This is a genomic window from Klebsiella sp. (assembly GCF_027492335.1).
In the GTDB taxonomy this organism is placed as follows: Bacteria; Pseudomonadota; Gammaproteobacteria; order Enterobacterales; family Enterobacteriaceae; genus Klebsiella; species Klebsiella huaxiensis.
Map to the genome: position 1 here is coordinate 45,657 of NZ_JAPUEW010000047.1, position 16,477 is coordinate 62,133.

The window sequence follows — 16,477 nt, forward strand, 5'->3', positions numbered from 1 at the left end:
TCTCCCAACGAGGGGAGAGGGAGCTCAGCCGTGCTTTAGCGACCGGGGAAATCCCGGAGGCGGTGCTGCGCGCCTGTCCGGGCTACCCAATCCGCAGACGGCGGTGAACCTGTAATTCGCGACTCAATAGCCCATATTTTTCTTCTTCTCTAACTCTTCTTTCGCTGTATCCGGTAAGTAGAGCGTCGATTTGGTAATGGTCACTTTCTCCGGCAGAGTGCCGTCTTTTTTGTATTTCTCCAGCGCATCGAACGCCGGGCCGGCCATATTTGGCGTCAGCTCTACGCTGGCGTTCGCTTCACCAGCCATCATCGCTTTATAGATATCCGGCACGCCGTCGATAGAACCGGTCAGAATATCTTTGCCCGGCTTCAGCCCGGCCTCTTTAATCGCCTGAATCGCGCCAATCACCATGTCGTCGTTATGGGCGTAAACCATGCAGATGTTCTTGCCGTTGTTTTCCGCTTTGATAAAGCTCTCCATCACTTCTTTGCCCTTACTGCGGGTAAAGTCACCGGACTGAGAGCGGATAATTTTGATATTGGAAGCTTTGGAAATTGCCTCAGCAAAACCTTTCTTACGGTCAATCGCCACGCTGGCCCCGACGGTGCCCTGCAGTTCAACGACGTTACAGGGTTTACCGTCAACGGTTTTCACCAGCCACTCGCCAATCAGTTGACCTTCCAGCACGTTGTTAGCGGTGACGGTGGTCATGTAGAGATCTTTATCTTTGACATCAATAGAACGATCGAGCAGGAATACCGGGATTTTGGCTTCTTTCGCTTCTTTCAGCACCGGCTCCCAGCCGGTAGCTACTACCGGGGCGATGAAGATGGCGTCAACGCCCTGCGCGATAAAGGAACGTACGGCTTTAATCTGGTTTTCCTGTTTTTGCTGAGCGTCGGCAATCTTCAGAGTGATACCGCGCTTCGCGGCTTCCTCTTTTGCGACGTTAGTTTCGGCCGCACGCCAGCCGGATTCAGAGCCGACCTGCGAAAAACCTACGGTCAGAGGGGCAGCCATGGTCATAGATGACATAGCTGCGGAAACTGCTGTGACAAGAAGTAAGCGCTTCCACATAAGAGGATCCTCGTAGGGTTATTGTTGGTTAAAACCTCACCTGCGGACAAACTATAGACAATCGGAGATGTAACTGAATGCGTTACATCACACTTCAAAAAAGTTAATTAGATGTTAATACGCATGACTTGCGGCAGTAGAGAGCCGATAAGGCTTCGCGACCTGCGCACCCCTTACCGTTTATGACAAAATTTTGCACGCTTTGAGATATCAAACAGATGCGATGAAAACGGTTACATAATTTTATTCAGGATGCGGCTATGTTTATGGATTTTCAGGCTGTATTGCAGGGAAAAATTCGGACACCGCCCACCCGTTCTGGCGAAAAAGAAGCGAAGACATTCGATGTGAGTTGGCTATAATACCGGGCACTTGTTTGCCATACATTTTAAAGGAAACAGACATGAGCTTACTCAACGTACCTGCGGGCAAAGATCTGCCGGAAGACATCTACGTCGTGATCGAGATCCCGGCGAACGCAGACCCAATCAAATACGAAGTCGACAAAGAGAGCGGTGCACTGTTCGTTGACCGTTTCATGTCCACGGCGATGTTCTATCCGTGCAACTACGGTTACATCAACCACACCCTGTCTCTGGACGGTGACCCGGTAGACGTTCTGGTCCCGACTCCGTATCCGCTGGAGCCAGGTTCTGTGATCCGCTGCCGTCCGGTTGGCGTTCTGAAAATGACCGACGAATCCGGCGAAGATGCGAAACTGGTTGCGGTACCGCACACTAAGCTGAGCAAAGAATACGATCACATCAAAGATGTGAACGACCTGCCAGACCTGCTGAAAGCGCAGATCACCCACTTCTTCGAGCACTACAAAGATCTCGAAGCGGGCAAATGGGTAAAAGTTGACGGTTGGGACAACGCTGAAGCAGCTAAAGCTGAAATCGTTGCGTCCTTCGAGCGCGCTAAGAAGTAATCTCTCTCAGGCAGGGCGCCTGCCCTGCCTGTTTGCGGCAACGGAACGCTGCAGCCTTGCACAAGAGGGAACCTTGTGAAAAACACCCGCTATTTCACGCTGAATTTTACCGGATTTACCCCTGCCGCTTCTGAGAAGCAGAGCTATCTGCGCCTTGTCGCTGGCGACCACGTTTTTTATACCGATACGCGTTACTTCCAGGATCCCACGCTTTTTGAGCAGCTTAAGCTCAACCAGCCGCTGCATATTGGCGCTCGCCGCCTGCCGGACGGCAGCTTCTGGATCCACTGGCTGAGCGACCGCAACGTTCTGCTCGAACCGGCCAGGCCGTCGCTGAAAAGCAAACTGCTGATGTTTTTTATCGGTACTCTGGTGTTTGCCGCCGCCGCGTATCCAACGTATTTCTACACAACAACCTGGGTGGTTATTGTTTTTGGGATTATCGCCGCGCTGGCGCTAGTTCCTGCGCTGATGGGCATCGGCGCGCTGTTGCATCGCTTCGCGCAAAAAATACACCCCGGAATGCGTGGACTAATGGCGAGAATGAGCCAGGCACAACGCAAAGACGTTTCATTCTGCCAACCCATCTCCCCCGCCGTCAGCAGTCATATACAGCCCTTTGCCGCCGATAATCCTGTCCCGCCGCACTTCAGCATTGAAGAAGGGATAATCAAAAGCCTCTATTTTAAGAAGTGGTCCACTGGGGCAGGAAAAACGCATCGCGAATATCACGGCGTACTGTTCCAGTGCGATGACGCGCCGCGCTCTTTCTCCTGGCAAATCAGCGGCACCCGATGGGGTCTCCACCCTTTATTTTACCGTTACCATCCGCCTTTTCTCGCCAAAGGCGATAGGATACTCGCCATATACCGGCGGGATAATGGCAACGTTCAGGCGCTGTATAACGGCAACGACGGCGGCGCTTATCTGAAAGCTCATCCGTTCTATCCCGGTGAACAGCAAATGTCGCAGATATATAAGGTGTTTTATAGTATCGCGCTGGTCATGTTCCTGTTTATGTTCGGCCTGGAGCTGAATGATATGCGAACGTCCGGCTGGGACGGTTGGAAATTCGCCACAGAGTCGCTTGACCTGCTTTCCTTAACGTTATTATGCGTCGGCGGGGTAATCGTACTCCTCGAACTGTGCGGCCTGGCGACCCGTATGCTCTCAAGCCGCGTGGGCGACTGGATAGCGTTACAGCGTACATTTAAGCGCTACCTCGGTCGCACCGAAGCTAACACCACGCTTCAGGAGCTGATGTAATGTTCAGCACGATAAAGCGCCGGTTACTGTTTCTCGCGATAGTCACGCTGGCGGCTTTCCTGTGGTCCGCGACGTTTTCGTTTAACCTCTTTCTGCCCAATATCACGTGGCACCAGCACCAGATGAGCGGCGAGGAAAAAGAGGTTGAAGACCCAATTATCAGCAGCTTTACCAACGGTGCGCTGTTTATCAGCCACGAAGAGCTGTTTACCGTCAAACGCTATGAGCTGGATAAACAACAACGGCGTGTTATTCATCATTACAATCCGCCGCTTGAACGAATAACGCCCCTTATGCCCCAGTTGCTTAATGTCCGTCTCATGGCAAAAGAGCAGTTGGAACGCGATATTAAAGGCCGGTATAACCGGTTTACTTCTACCGACCGCGGGGATGACAGGTTTAACATTCCTCTGACCAGCATCATGCATCTCGACCGCCAGGGCCAGCTCCAGACTTCCGCGCTATGGCTGGGGGATATCGACGACCCTGTTTGCACGCTTCAGGGTGAGTGCTATCTGATTGCCGATGGGCCTTTTCACGCCAACAAGAGCGTCTGGTATAGCCCGGACGGCGGCATCAACTGGCAGCAACTGACGCAGTGGCGCTTTCCTGAGCCAGATATGCCGTCACGCTTTTATTCCCAGAAGCTGGTCAGCGCTGAGGCAGGCAAGCTATGGCTGGCGGACCAGTACACGCTTTCCGTTTCAGAAGACCAGGGACAAAGTTGGCAAATCGCTGCCGATATTCGTCCACTGCTAAAGCGCAACACTACCCAGTGGGACAATAGCGCAGAACAGTCTGTCAGGTTGAGCCAGCTACGCTGGTATATCGATAACCACCAGCGGCTACTGGCCGACGTCACCGTTTCGCTTCCTGAAGGCCGGGGAGAACGGCGCTTTCTCTATAACGTGGTCTCGTCACAGCAGGAGCAAATTCTCGCTACCAATATCCGCGATATCGCCCGTTCGCCGCAGGGGCAGATTTTCCTGATCAGCAGAATAAGCGCTTCACGCTTTGGCCTGTATCGGTTAGAGGAAAACGGTACGTCGCAGTTGGTACTTGAACATATCGATCGGTTAGGGAAAATTTATGCCGGGCTTAACCTGCTGGCGATAGAAAAAGATATCGGCGACAGAACGCATCTGTATCTTTCCCGCGATGGCGGCAAAAATTGGCAACGCTATAAGCTACCGGGGAAAAACGGGGTATTTGATGGCGCTGGCGATCGTTTTATCCGTTTCCCTGAGTATTACCGTACGTTGAACTATCAGATCGGTACATTTGAATAATCCGGCCGACCATATGGATAGGGTTTAGCTGATCCTGCCGATCGGTTTTCAGCCGTCCGCGGGCCGGTAGCCCGGACAGGCGCTTTAGCGCCGCTTCCGGGGAACTACGCGCTACGCTAAGCCGGGCGACAAAAACCAGCCAGTGCTAACCCGCAGATAAAACAACGCCACCCGAAGGTGGCGTTATCATTCCTAATACTGGTCTTTGTCCAACCAGTTGCCGCTTTCTATCAGCGTGAAGCCCTCGACAGGGCGCTGATAGACATACATCCAGGCGCTACCGTAGGGCGTCTGGATCAGGTGACGAGCATACTCGCCGCCTTTGGTACGCAGCGCATCCAATTCGGCCAGCGTCGATGCGTCAATACGATAGACCTCACCATGTACCGTGCCGTCTCCAGGCACCGCGCCTGGATAGTGGCCCAGGCTATACAGTTGATAATCATTGACACTATGATCGCCCAGCCACTGAGCGTTGGTCATCCAGTGGCTGTTGCCTTGTTTGCGTCGTAAACTGCCGTAAACAAATATTCGCATTGCTAAAACTCAAACTGATAGAGCAAATCGAGAGCCTGGTCTACGCCAGACACCGCTTCCATATATAGCTTAGGCATCAGGCGATAGCGTAACGTCAACGTCGCCAGGGAATCAAAGATCCCTACCCCATATTTTACCTGCAGACCCGGCAGCACATAGCCGCTGACCACCACCTGGGAGGAGTCGCCCACTCCCTCGGTATCCAGCGCCAGATTGCTTACGCCAAACGTCTCGCCGATTTTACCCACAACCTGACCACTTTGTGCAACCCCCATACCAATAAGCATTGAAGTCATCGCTGCACTATCGCTCTGTCCGCTGCTTAAACCCTGCCCGCGTAGCAGGTAAGAGAGGGCTTCCTGCTGCGACATAACCGGGTCAGAGAAAATCTCCGCTTTCGGCTGATCCGCCGATCCGGTCACGCGAACGCCAGCGATCACGTCGTCTTCTGTCGCATCCGGGTTACGAATGGCTTCGATATTCAACAGCGGCTGATCCGGTGGACCGGAGAACAGCAGCTCGCCTTTACGCACGATAAGATCCTGACCATAGGCATGGAAACGACCTTCCGGGATGTTAATCTGCCCGTTCAGCCCCAGCCCTTGTTTATCCTGAGCCACTTTCAAATCGCCGGTCAAACGCGCTTTCAAGCCAAAGGCGTCGAGACGCACGTTGTTGCCAACATGAATCGTCAGGTTACTGTTGATAGGGATACCGGCGCTCTGCTGCTTGATAGGTTGCAGATTTTTATCCAGCATCACCTCATCAGAAGAGACGCCAACGGCGCTTTCCGGCACTTCGTTAACAACGATACGCGCCCACGGAACATCGACGTTGCCATCAAGGCTAAACAGGCTCGGCGTGGCGGTAAAGACTACGTCCGGCGACACATCAAGGCGTACCATCGGCGGTACGGTTATCCGCACCCGGCTGCCTTTCGCCGCAATTTGCGCGCGCCAGTTATCAATCTGCGTCCAGTCGGCGTTACCGCTCAGGGCAATCTGCCCCTGGCTGGTATTCACCGTTCCCTGCAACGTCGAGCGCGTACCAGTGAAGTTCATCGCCAGCTGGCTCGGACGCATATCAAACGGCATAAAGTTGCCTTCAACATCGACGCCGTTGAGCTGCATCTGCCCGAACAGCTGCGGACTCTGGAGGTTGCCGCCAAGAGTGAGACGCGCGTTAAGCTTCCCTTCGGCCTTCTCTCCGCGCGAGAAGATTGGGTTAATCATCGCTAGCGAGAAGTTGTTGATATTGACGTTGCCGCCGAGATTACGCCTGCCCTGCGGATCGGTGATTTGCACCTGTCCATCCAGTTGACCGTTATTGGTCAGGCGAATCAGCCAGCCCAGTTGAGCACGGTTATTGTGCAGATCGGCCGTGAGGTTCAGGGTATCGAACGCCACCGGCAGCGGCGCATCGTTCACCGTCTGAGTCACCTTCACGTTGCGCCCGTTCAGGGTGACTTTACCCTGCGGCAGCCCCTCTTTGGTGGTGTCCCAGCTCACATCGGCGTTACCGCTAAACACGCCGCTGGCCTGCGTTTCTTCCGGCATAAACGGCTTCAGCATCGCGAGGTCGAAACGGTTGAGATTCACCACCGCGTGTCCGCTGGCCCCGGCGTCGATGGTCTGCGGCACGCACAGCTCGGCGTTCGGGTTAGTCCAGCAGTGTGGCCCAATGCTGATTTTCTGTTCCAGGTTACGGTAATCCAGCGCGATGTCGCGCGTTAGCGCAACCGGCCCAACCGGCGTCTGGAAGCGGGTATTGCTTAACGTCCCTTTCCAGCGCTCCTCTTTACGATCAAAGCTACCCGCCAGCGACAGCTGTCCGGAAACCGGATCGCCCTGCACCCGCAGCTGCAGGTCGTGCTGCTTCTCGTTGCCCTTGGCATTGAGCTGCACCAGGCTAATATTGACGCCCGGCTGGCTGATGCGGTCTACACGCACGTCGAGGTTTCCGCCAATCTGGTCGGTTGATTTCACGTCGCCCTTCACGTTCACCTGAGCAACGGACAGCTCCTGCCAGCGCAGCGACCGGGCGGTGATATCCGCCAGCAACTGCGGCGCATCAACGGTACCACGAACTTTTACCAACCCCTTCGCCGTGCCGCCGAGGCCCGGTAGCGCGTTGTCAAGATGCGGTGCATCAATGGTGGCATCGAGGTTAAGGTCTTTGACCCCCAGCTCGCCTTTCACGTCGGCGCTATTGGGACCTAGAGCCAGATGCAGGCCGGGAATTTTCCACTGCATATAGCTGTTGCCCTGCAGTGAGCCGCTGACATCGACCTTATTCTGTTTCACGTTACCGGTGATTTTCAGCTCCGGCACCGACATCTGCCAGCTGCCGCCGTACAGGCTGCCCTGGGTCTTAATCAAACCGTTTAGCTTCGACGGCCAGTCCGGCACTTCTTTGGCGGTATTGATGCCGTCAAGGGTCAGCTCGCCGCGCCAGCTGATTGCCTGTTGCCAGTCGAGCAGCGCCTTCAGCTCGGTTTTCCCTTCCAGGGCGGCGACGGTCAGCTTATCGAGATTAACCTGCTGCTCGTTGCCCTTCGCGTTCAGGTTAATCTTCGCCGGAGGCAGGGATTTCCCTTTCACCGCGGTGCTGAAAGCCAGGGCGTAGTCGGTCATCTTGCCGTTAAATTTCAGCAGCACATCGTCGGCCTGAAACTCCTTCTCGCCGGTAAACGGCCAGTAGAGCTGTTTGCTTTTCACTTCCAAATCCAGCGGCAGCCCAGCTTCCGCCAGCTGCGCTTCCGCCCGTAGAGTCATCGCCACTGGGCCAGCCAAATCTACGCCGACCGTCAGCTTTTTACGTACTTCGCCGCCGACTTTCAGCTGCACCTTTTCGCCCTTGAGCGGGTCGATGTTCAGCGTACTGTTGAGGGTGATATCAACCGGCCAGTTGTCCTGCAACTGAGCGCTACCGGAAGCGGTGACTTTCCCCTGGTCAGAGTCCACGTCCAGCGCGTCCAGCTTCATCTGCCCATCAATGCTGCTCACTTTAAGCAGCAGATTGTAGATGGTCATATCGGTATCGCCGGTCAGGCGCAGCTGTTCACCGCGGAACTCCTGGATATTGAGATTCAGCGGCAGATGGACGTCGGCCATTTCCGGCAGCACCGGCTTCGAGAAGAGGTCTTTCATCGTCTCGCCGAGCGGCTTTTCTTGCGGCTGCGGGTTGTCAATTTTCGGCTCGACCACCTGCTCCTGAGCCACCTTCGCCACCTTCGGCAGCGCGATCAGCAGCCCTTGCAGGGAGGTCGGCGTCAGGGTCAGGTTTTTCTCCTGCCAGTTCAGACCGGTGGAAAAGTCGCGTACCGAAACGGCGGTATCGTCGATTTTCACGTTAACGTTATGCAGCGCCACTCGGCTCAGGGTAATCGGATACGGGGTAGAAAGATTTAGCGGACCGCTATCTTCTTCCTCAACCGGCGCCGCTGGCGGCATCTTACTGGTATCGATCGCCACGTAGATATCGCGCAGCGAGATATCGTTAACGCACAGGCTGCTGTCCCACAGGCAGCGTAGCTTGACGCCAAGGTGAAACTGACCGGCGGTGACCGCCACGCCCGGCTGCTCAAAGCGCACGTTTTCCAGCGTCAGGTCACGCCAGCCGCCGGTGGTTTTACCGATATCCAGCCCTGGAACCCAGCGGTCGGCGGCTTTAATCACCAGATGCAAGCCAGTGGTGGTGCCAACCAAAAACCCAACCGTCCCCAGCAGCAACACTAAAAAGATCAGTACGCCGAGGCTTATCTTCTTCCATAAACTCATAATTCAGGCCCCAGACCGATGTAAAACTGTAAACCGTGCTCTTCTTTGTCGCCTATCGGCCTGGCGATATCCAGCTTGATCGGCCCGACCGGTGACTGCCAGCGTACGCCAAGACCCGCACCGGTTTTGAAATCACTCTTACGGATATCGCTCACCGCTTCGCCGCTATCGACAAACACTGCCCCCCACCACTTGCCGGTCACGTTGTACTGATATTCCAGCGAGCCGGTAGCCAGCTTCGAGGCCCCCATCAGCTTGCCGTCATCGTCTTTAGGCGAGATAGATTTGTATTTATACCCACGAATGCTGCGGTCGCCACCGGCGAAGAAACGCAGGTCTGGCGGGACCTTGCTGAAGTTATCGGCTTCAATCCAGCCGAGGTTACCGCGCACCACGAAGCGGTGGCGATCGTAGAGGGTACGGATCCAGACGTCCTGCGCCTGCATCACGATAAAGTTAATGTCCGAGCCCCACATGGTGTTGGAGTAGTCCACCGAGTAGCGCTGCGAATCCCCCCAGGTCGGCATCAAGCCGCCTCGCGAGCGCGTGCGGTTCACCGACACGCCGGGGTAGATCAGCATGGTAGTGTTGGTGACGCTGGCCTGGGTAAAGTGGTCAAGGCTCCAGCGCAGGTTGAGCGCGCGCTGCCAGCCGCTCGACATCTCCCAGTAGCGCGACACGGCCAGAGTTGTGGAATCGGCTTTGGTGTCGTTGAGATCCGTACGCTTGAAGCCGCCCTGCATCAGGTAGTACTGCTCAAGCGGGCTTTTTAACAGCGGGACTTTATAGCTGAAATCGAGCTGCTGTTCAGGAGCAGAAACACTGAGGCTGGAGGTCAGACTATGGCCGTAGGAGTTCATCCACGGTTTTTTCCACGTGCCTTTGACGCGCGGCCCGACGTCGGTGGAATAGCCGACACCGGTTTCAACGGTATTCTCTTTACGCGGGGAGACCACACCCTGTAGGGGCAGAACTTTGGTCTGACGGGATTTTTCAAACTGCGGCGCGACCACCACCGAGCTAAACCAGCCGGTCGCCGCCAGGCGGCGGTTGAGTTCGGCTAAATCCTGCGAGGTGTAGTAGTCGCCCTGCTTAAACGGCACCAGGTTTTGCAGATACTCGTCGCGAATTTGCGAGCCTTCAAAAGTAACCGGACCAAAGCGGTAGCGCTCGCCGCTGTTGTAGTCGATATCCCAGAAGGCCTGATGTCTGTCGAGAGAGACGCCGAGCTGGCTTTTATTAAACTCGCTATCAAAATAGCCTTTACGCAGCGCAACGCGGGTCAGGGAGCTTTTGAAGCCATCATAGTCGCTGTGATTCAACACGGTGCCGATAGCCGGGCGCGTTTTGAGCAGATCCAGATAATCGCTATCGGTTCGGGCCCCGCCGCGCAAAATCACTTCAGTACCGCCTATACGCACCGGCTCGCCGGGCGTCACTTTGGCAATCAGCACCTGACGGCCCTTCGCCGGCGGTGGACGTAAATCAAAATCGATCGTTGGTTCGTAGTAGCCGAGCGCTTTCAGGCCTTCGCGGATGGCGTCATCGACGCGCGCACGGAAGCGACGGTCCGGCGTCACTTCATCGCTCTGGATCGTGGAAAGTTGGGCGCGGACGTTTTTTTCCAGTTCCCCGGATAACCCCTCAACCTGCAAACGCACGCTCGCTGCGCTGGCGACCCCGCTGACCAGCAAAAGGCTGGTGATACATAACTGGCGGATTTGTAGCACGTTTTCTCCTGAATATCCTTGTTTCCCCCCGAAGGAAACGAAAGTGCCGCTCCACGGCTTAACAAAACCCTAACAACTAAGGGTTGAAAAAGTGACGATAGCCCAAATTATTCTTATGGTTAAATCTAGACGTAATGAGCGTGTCTATTGTGTTAAAAGACACGCTTCGTTACAACCTTAACCACATTAACCACATTTTCTGTTTTGAGAGGCCAACCGTGAGTCTATTTGATAAAACGCATCTTGTCGCCCAAGCGGATGCGCTGCCGGGGCGCAATACGCCAATGCCGGTAGCCACACTCCACGCCGTTAATGGCCACTCGATGACTAACGTACCTGCAGGAATGGAAGTCGCGCTATTTGCCATGGGTTGTTTCTGGGGCGTCGAACGCCTGTTCTGGCAGTTGCCTGGAGTTTACAGCACCGCTGCTGGATACACTGGCGGCTATACGCCAAACCCGACCTATCGAGAAGTGTGCAGCGGCGAGACTGGCCATGCCGAAGCCGTGCGCGTGGTCTACGATCCGCAGGTCATCAGCTATGATCAGCTGCTACAGGTATTCTGGGAAAATCACGACCCGGCACAGGGGATGCAGCAGGGTAACGACCACGGTACGCAATATCGCTCCGCGATTTATCCGCTGACGCCAGAGCAGAGTGAAGCGGCGAAGGCCAGCCTGGCGCGTTTTCAGGCGGCAATGAATGAAGCGAACGACACCCGTGCGATCACCACCGAAATCGCCACAGCGAAACCGTTCTATTATGCAGAAGATGACCACCAGCAGTATCTGCATAAGAACCCGTATGGATACTGCGGTATCGGCGGGATTGGCGTTTGTTTGCCGCCGCAGGCCTGATTTCACCGTTCGGCAAGCCGCCGGGTTGAATAATTAACGCTCTGGCGGCTTTACAGTACCTTACGCTATACTACCCCGTGTTATCGCCGGTCCAGAGCCTTCGGACCGGTTTTTTGTGAATTCCACTTAGCGTTATCCACTTCCCTTCCGAGGATCTGATCTCAACGGTCAGATAAGATATGTTAAACAGTATTTTAGTAATACTTTGTCTGATAGCCGTCAGTGCGTTCTTTTCGATATCGGAAATTTCGCTGGCCGCGTCACGTAAAATCAAACTCAAACTGTTGGCCGATGATGGCAACGTCAACGCTCAACGCGTGCTCAAAATGCAGGAAAACCCCGGTATGTTCTTCACCGTGGTGCAAATCGGCCTTAACGCGGTGGCGATTCTCGGCGGTATCGTCGGCGACGCTGCATTTTCACCGGCTTTTCACGGCTTGCTGAGCCGCTATTTATCACCGGAGCTCTCCGAGCAGTTAAGCTTTATCATCTCCTTCACCCTGGTCACCAGCCTGTTCATCCTGTTTGCTGACCTGACTCCGAAACGCATCGGTATGATTGCGCCCGAAGCCGTCGCTTTGCGCATCATCAACCCGATGCGCTTCTGCCTGTTTATCTTCCGCCCGCTGGTGTGGTTGTTTAACGGCATGGCCAATAGCATCTTCCGCATCTTCAAAATTCCAATGGTGCGTAAAGATGACATTACCTCTGATGATGTCTACGCAGTGTTTGAAGCCGGGGCGCTGGCCGGGGTGTTGCGTAAGCAGGAACATGAGCTGATAGAGAACGTGTTCGAGCTGGAATCACGCACCGTGCCTTCATCCATGACCTCACGTGAAAACGTCATCTGGTTCGATCTGCATGAAGATGAACAGAGCCTGAAGAATAAGGTGGCGGAACATCCGCACTCCAAATTCCTGGTCTGTAATGAAGATATCGACCACATCATCGGTTACGTTGACTCTAAAGACCTGCTGAACCGCGTGCTGGCGAACCAGAGCCTGGTACTGACCGGTGGAGTGCAGATCCGCAATACGCTGATTGTCCCGGATACCCTGACGCTGTCTGAAGCGCTGGAAAGCTTCAAAACCGCCGGTGAAGACTTTGCGGTTATCATGAACGAATATGCGCTGGTAGTCGGGATTATCACCCTTAACGACGTGATGACCACCCTGATGGGCGACCTCGTCGGCCAGGGACTGGAAGAGCAGATCGTCGCGCGTGATGAAAACTCCTGGCTAATTGACGGCGGTACGCCGATTGACGACGTGATGCGGGTGCTGGATATCGATGATTTCCCGCAGTCCGGCAATTACGAGACCATTGGCGGCTTTATGATGTTTATGCTGCGTAAGATCCCGAAACGTACCGATGCAGTGAAATTCTCCGGCTACAAGTTCGAAGTGGTGGATATCGACAACTATCGCATCGACCAGCTGCTGGTGACCCGCATCGACAATAAACCAACGGTGCTGGCACCCAAACTGCCGGATGCCGCAGATAGCGAAAAAGAGTCGGCGTAAGTCATTTTCCCGATCACAAAAGGCGGATTAAAAATCCGCCTTTTTTATTGCCCGAATGTGAAGCGGCTCACGCCTCACGGGCGATAGCAGATTTTTACTGCTCCATAGCGAAACATTCATGACTCCCCTTTACGCAAAAAGGTAACTTTGCTCGCGTCTACACGATCATATTCCTGCATAAAGGAAGCGAGGGTTACCATGATAGAATCAAATAAAAATTACTATATAAGCTGTCTGTTCTTCCTGTTCTTCTTTATTGGCTGGGGATGTTGCTATCCCTATTTATCACTGTGGCTAACGGAAACTATTGGAGTTAACTATACCGATGTTGGTCTGGTTTATTCTTTCACCGCGATTATCGCCGTTTGCGTTCAGCCGTTATTCGGTTTTATCTCCGACAAATTAGTTTACCGTAAGAATCTGATGTGGATGCTGGCAATAATTATTACCTTATTTGCCCCCTACTGGATTTATGTCTTCGCACCATTATTAAAAATCAACGTTTTTCTCGGGGCGCTGGCCGGCGGCATCTATATTGGTATGGCCTACGGTGCAGGCTGCGGTATTTGCGAAGCCTACATTGATAAGGTCAGCCGCGCTTCCGGGTTTGAGTTCGGCCGCGCCCGTATGTTTGGCGGCATTGGTGCGGCTATCGGCACCTTTGCGGCAGGCAAGCTCTACGGTATCGACCAGAATATGATTTTCTGGCTGGCCAGCTGTGCGGGTGTTTGCCTGCTGGTGATTGTCTGGAAAATGCAGGTTAGCACGGATAAACAAGGCTTGACGCAAGCCGGAAAAACCTCACCGGTTACCTTAAGCGATGCCACATCGCTGCTTAAAATGAAGAAATTTTGGTTCTTTGCCATCTATATGATTGGCGTCGGTGCAGTGTATGAAACCTACGACCAACAGTTCGCTATCTATTACAGCCACTTCTTTGAGAGCAAAGCACGCGGCGCGGAGGTCTTCGGCTATTTAACCACCGGTCAGATTTTCCTTGATGCCATCGTGATGTTTTTCGCCCCGTGGTTCGTCAATAAAATCGGACCGAAAAACGCCCTGTTGTACTGCGGCATGATTATGAGCCTGCGTATTATCGGTTCCGCCTGGGCTGTCGGCCCGGTCTCCATCAGCTTGATTAAACTGCTCCACGGTTTCGAAAGCTCGGTCCTGCTCGTTGCGGCATTAAAATATATTTTTGCCAATTTCAACCCGCTGCTTTCCGCTACCGTTTATTTAATCGGCTTCCAGTTTTCTAAAAGCTTTAGTTCTATTTTCCTTTCTACCGGCATCGGTCATATGTACCAGAGCATGGGCTTTACCAGCAGCTACATCGTTCTCGGCGGTATTGCGCTGTGCTTTACACTGATTTCATTTATTACTCTCGACAAAGCCCGAACTTTTGTTCCACAGCCGGTCCCCGCGCATTAATTTAAGGAGGTAAATTTTATGTCTGCTTTATATTATGGTGTTGCTTATTACGATGAATATATGCCTGAAGATCGGCTGGCGAAAGATATCGCCTTAATGCAAGAAACGGGAATTAACGTGGTACGCATTGCCGAGTCCACATGGAGCACCCTTGAGCCGCAGGAAGGTGAGTATAACTTCTACCATATCGATCGGGTACTGGACGCAATGCATACAGCTGGAATTGCGGTGATTATCGGCACGCCAACCTACGCCGTCCCGGCCTGGCTGGTGGCCAAACATCCGGACATTCTGGTCACCACTGTGGACGGGCAGCAGAAATATGGCCCACGACAGATCATGGATATCGTTAACCCGACCTTTCGCCGCTATGCCGAAAAGATTATCCGTACTCTGATGGCGCATGTGCAGCACCATCCGGCGATTATTGGCTGGCAGTTGGATAACGAAACCAAGCATTACGATAATATTGGTCGCTATATGCAGGAGGGCTTTGTGCACAGCCTGCAAGAGCAATATTCCGATCTGGCGCAGTTGAATAAAGACTTTGGTCTGGATTACTGGAGCAACCGCATCGATAGCTGGCAGGATTTTCCGCCGGTCGAAAATACCATTAACGCCAGCCTCGCCTGCGCATTCTCCCGCTACCAGCGCCAGCAGGTGACGGAATATCTGGCCTGGCAGGCGGAGATCGTGCGCGAATACGCGCTGCCGCATCAATTCGTCACCCACAATTTCGATTTCGAATGGCGCGGTTACTCCTACGGCGTACAGCCGCGAGTCGATCACTTCGCGGCTGCACAGGCGCTGGATGTTGCCGGTGTCGACATCTATCACCCGAGCCAAAAGCACCTGACCGGTCGGGAAATCGCCTTCGGCGGCGCCATCACCCGTTCGCTAAAGCAGGGCCAGAACTACTTCGTTCTGGAAACACAGGCGCAGGGCTTCGCCCAGTGGACGCCTTTTCCCGGCCAGTTACGTCTGCAAGCCTTTAGCCACGTGGCATCCGGTGCGGCGATGGTCTCCTACTGGCACTGGCATTCAATTCATAACTCATTCGAGACCTACTGGAAGGGACTGCTAAGCCATGACTTCTCACGCAATGCGACCTGGCAGGAAGCCACCACCATCGGCGCTGATTTTGCCCGACTGTCACCGCAGCTTGCGGAGCTAAAGGCGGAAAATGACGTCGCGCTGCTGGTGAGCAATGAAGCGATGGATGCGCTTAACCAGTTCCGCCCCGGCGACGCACAGGGCAATATTTACAACGATATTTTCCGCCGTTTCCATGATGCGCTGTACGACCACAATATCAGCGTCGATATCATCCACGACATCAACGAAGAGACCTCGCGCTATCGCACGCTGGTTATCCCCGGGTTATACGCCGCCGACGATGGCCTGCTGGAGCGAATCAACCGCTATATTGAGCAGGGCGGCAGAGCGCTTATCGGCTTTAAATCAGGCTTTAGCGATGAAAATGTGAAGGTGCGCAGCAGCACGCAGCCGGGGATTTTGCACCGGGCCTGCGGTGTGAGCTACAGTCAGTTCACCCTGCCGGAGGAGACCACGGTGGCCTCATGCAACGCAGCCATTGATTGCAGCAAGGATAATCAGGCCGAGCTATGGATGGAGCTGCTGATGCCGGATTCCGGCACCCGCACGTTATTACGTTATCAGCATCCGGCGTGGGGCGAATATGCTGCCGCCACCGACGCGGATTACGGTCAGGGGCGGGCGATTTACGTGGGCTTCCTGCCACAGAAGACATTGATTAGCCAGCTGTTTGATGCCCTGACCTCTGATCTGGATCTGCACTCGCGCACCTCAGCATATCGCTATCCGCTGGTTACCAAAAAGATGCGCAACCGCGATGGTCGCGGCATTCACTTCCTGTTCAACTACTCCGGTGAACCTTTGGATTTTATTAGCGAAACATCGGGCAAAGCGCTGTTGAGCGGGGATGAAGTCAGCCGCGGTCAGCCGTTGCGTCTCAAGGCATGGGAATTTAGTATCATCGAAAGCTAATTAAGCAGCAGCGCTGAGGTGGGAGA

Annotated in this window: 11 protein-coding genes; 7 read left to right on the forward strand and 4 right to left on the reverse strand. The window is 54.1% G+C overall.

Annotated elements, in window-relative coordinates:
- Positions 1–123 precede the first annotated feature (123 nt).
- Positions 124–1,080, reverse strand: coding sequence for a galactofuranose ABC transporter, galactofuranose-binding protein YtfQ (gene ytfQ / locus QVF11_RS13800; RefSeq protein ID WP_287857517.1), 957 nt, complete (start codon positions 1,078–1,080; stop codon positions 124–126).
- A 403-nt stretch (positions 1,081–1,483) separates the two neighbouring features.
- On the opposite strand from ytfQ, the gene ppa reads away from it, so the two are divergent.
- The 3 genes from ppa (at position 1,484) to QVF11_RS13815 (ending at position 4,566) form a co-directional block, all read left to right on the forward strand.
- Positions 1,484–2,011 (forward strand): inorganic diphosphatase, encoded by a 528-nt coding sequence (gene ppa / locus QVF11_RS13805; RefSeq protein WP_005134479.1) that lies wholly within the window; start codon positions 1,484–1,486, stop codon positions 2,009–2,011.
- Between the two features lie 75 nt (positions 2,012–2,086).
- Positions 2,087–3,277: a hypothetical protein gene (locus tag QVF11_RS13810; protein ID WP_287857520.1), complete on the forward strand. Its 1,191-nt coding sequence runs from the start codon at positions 2,087–2,089 to the stop codon at positions 3,275–3,277.
- A complete protein-coding gene (locus QVF11_RS13815; RefSeq protein WP_287857522.1) occupies positions 3,277–4,566 on the forward strand; it encodes a hypothetical protein in 1,290 nt (429 codons plus the stop codon). The genes QVF11_RS13810 and QVF11_RS13815 overlap by 1 nt, the downstream gene beginning before the upstream one ends.
- 192 nt (positions 4,567–4,758) lie before the next feature.
- On the opposite strand, the gene QVF11_RS13820 is transcribed toward QVF11_RS13815, so the two are convergent.
- The 3 genes from QVF11_RS13820 to tamA are packed head-to-tail and all read right to left on the reverse strand — an operon-like array spanning position 4,759 to position 10,612.
- Positions 4,759–5,103: a gamma-glutamylcyclotransferase family protein gene (locus QVF11_RS13820; protein ID WP_004098039.1), complete on the reverse strand. Its 345-nt coding sequence runs from the start codon at positions 5,101–5,103 to the stop codon at positions 4,759–4,761.
- Positions 5,104–5,105: 2 nt separating this feature from the next.
- A complete protein-coding gene (gene tamB, locus QVF11_RS13825; RefSeq protein ID WP_287857523.1) occupies positions 5,106–8,882 on the reverse strand; it encodes an autotransporter assembly complex protein TamB in 3,777 nt (1,258 codons plus the stop codon).
- On the reverse strand, positions 8,879–10,612 hold the full coding sequence (tamA, locus tag QVF11_RS13830) for an autotransporter assembly complex protein TamA (protein WP_112216733.1): 1,734 nt from the start codon (positions 10,610–10,612) through the stop codon (positions 8,879–8,881). Before tamA ends, tamB begins: the two co-directional genes overlap by 4 nt.
- A 218-nt stretch (positions 10,613–10,830) precedes the next feature.
- On the opposite strand from tamA, the gene msrA reads away from it, so the two are divergent.
- The 4 genes from msrA to QVF11_RS13850 all read left to right on the forward strand — a co-directional run bounded on the left by msrA (position 10,831) and on the right by QVF11_RS13850 (position 16,451).
- Positions 10,831–11,469, forward strand: coding sequence for a peptide-methionine (S)-S-oxide reductase MsrA (gene msrA, locus QVF11_RS13835; protein WP_287857525.1), 639 nt, complete (start codon positions 10,831–10,833; stop codon positions 11,467–11,469).
- Positions 11,470–11,648: 179 nt separating this feature from the next.
- Positions 11,649–12,992: a polyamine export protein PaeA gene (paeA, locus tag QVF11_RS13840; RefSeq protein ID WP_287857526.1), complete on the forward strand. Its 1,344-nt coding sequence runs from the start codon at positions 11,649–11,651 to the stop codon at positions 12,990–12,992.
- A gap of 198 nt (positions 12,993–13,190) precedes the next feature.
- Positions 13,191–14,423, forward strand: coding sequence for an oligosaccharide MFS transporter (locus QVF11_RS13845; RefSeq protein WP_112216735.1), 1,233 nt, complete (start codon positions 13,191–13,193; stop codon positions 14,421–14,423).
- Positions 14,424–14,441: 18 nt separating this feature from the next.
- Positions 14,442–16,451, forward strand: a complete 2,010-nt coding sequence (locus QVF11_RS13850; protein ID WP_287857528.1) for a beta-galactosidase — start codon at positions 14,442–14,444, stop codon at positions 16,449–16,451.
- Positions 16,452–16,477 lie beyond the last annotated feature (26 nt).

Coding starts and splice junctions, on each gene's coding strand:
- paeA (WP_287857526.1), top strand. CDS start 11,649: ATGTTAAACAGTATTTTAGTAATACTTTGTCTGATAGCCGTCAGTGCG.
- QVF11_RS13850 (WP_287857528.1), top strand. CDS start 14,442: ATGTCTGCTTTATATTATGGTGTTGCTTATTACGATGAATATATGCCT.
- tamB (WP_287857523.1), bottom strand. CDS start 8,882: ATGAGTTTATGGAAGAAGATAAGCCTCGGCGTACTGATCTTTTTAGTG.
- QVF11_RS13845 (WP_112216735.1), top strand. CDS start 13,191: ATGATAGAATCAAATAAAAATTACTATATAAGCTGTCTGTTCTTCCTG.
- ytfQ (WP_287857517.1), bottom strand. CDS start 1,080: ATGTGGAAGCGCTTACTTCTTGTCACAGCAGTTTCCGCAGCTATGTCA.
- QVF11_RS13820 (WP_004098039.1), bottom strand. CDS start 5,103: ATGCGAATATTTGTTTACGGCAGTTTACGACGCAAACAAGGCAACAGC.
- QVF11_RS13815 (WP_287857522.1), top strand. CDS start 3,277: ATGTTCAGCACGATAAAGCGCCGGTTACTGTTTCTCGCGATAGTCACG.
- ppa (WP_005134479.1), top strand. CDS start 1,484: ATGAGCTTACTCAACGTACCTGCGGGCAAAGATCTGCCGGAAGACATC.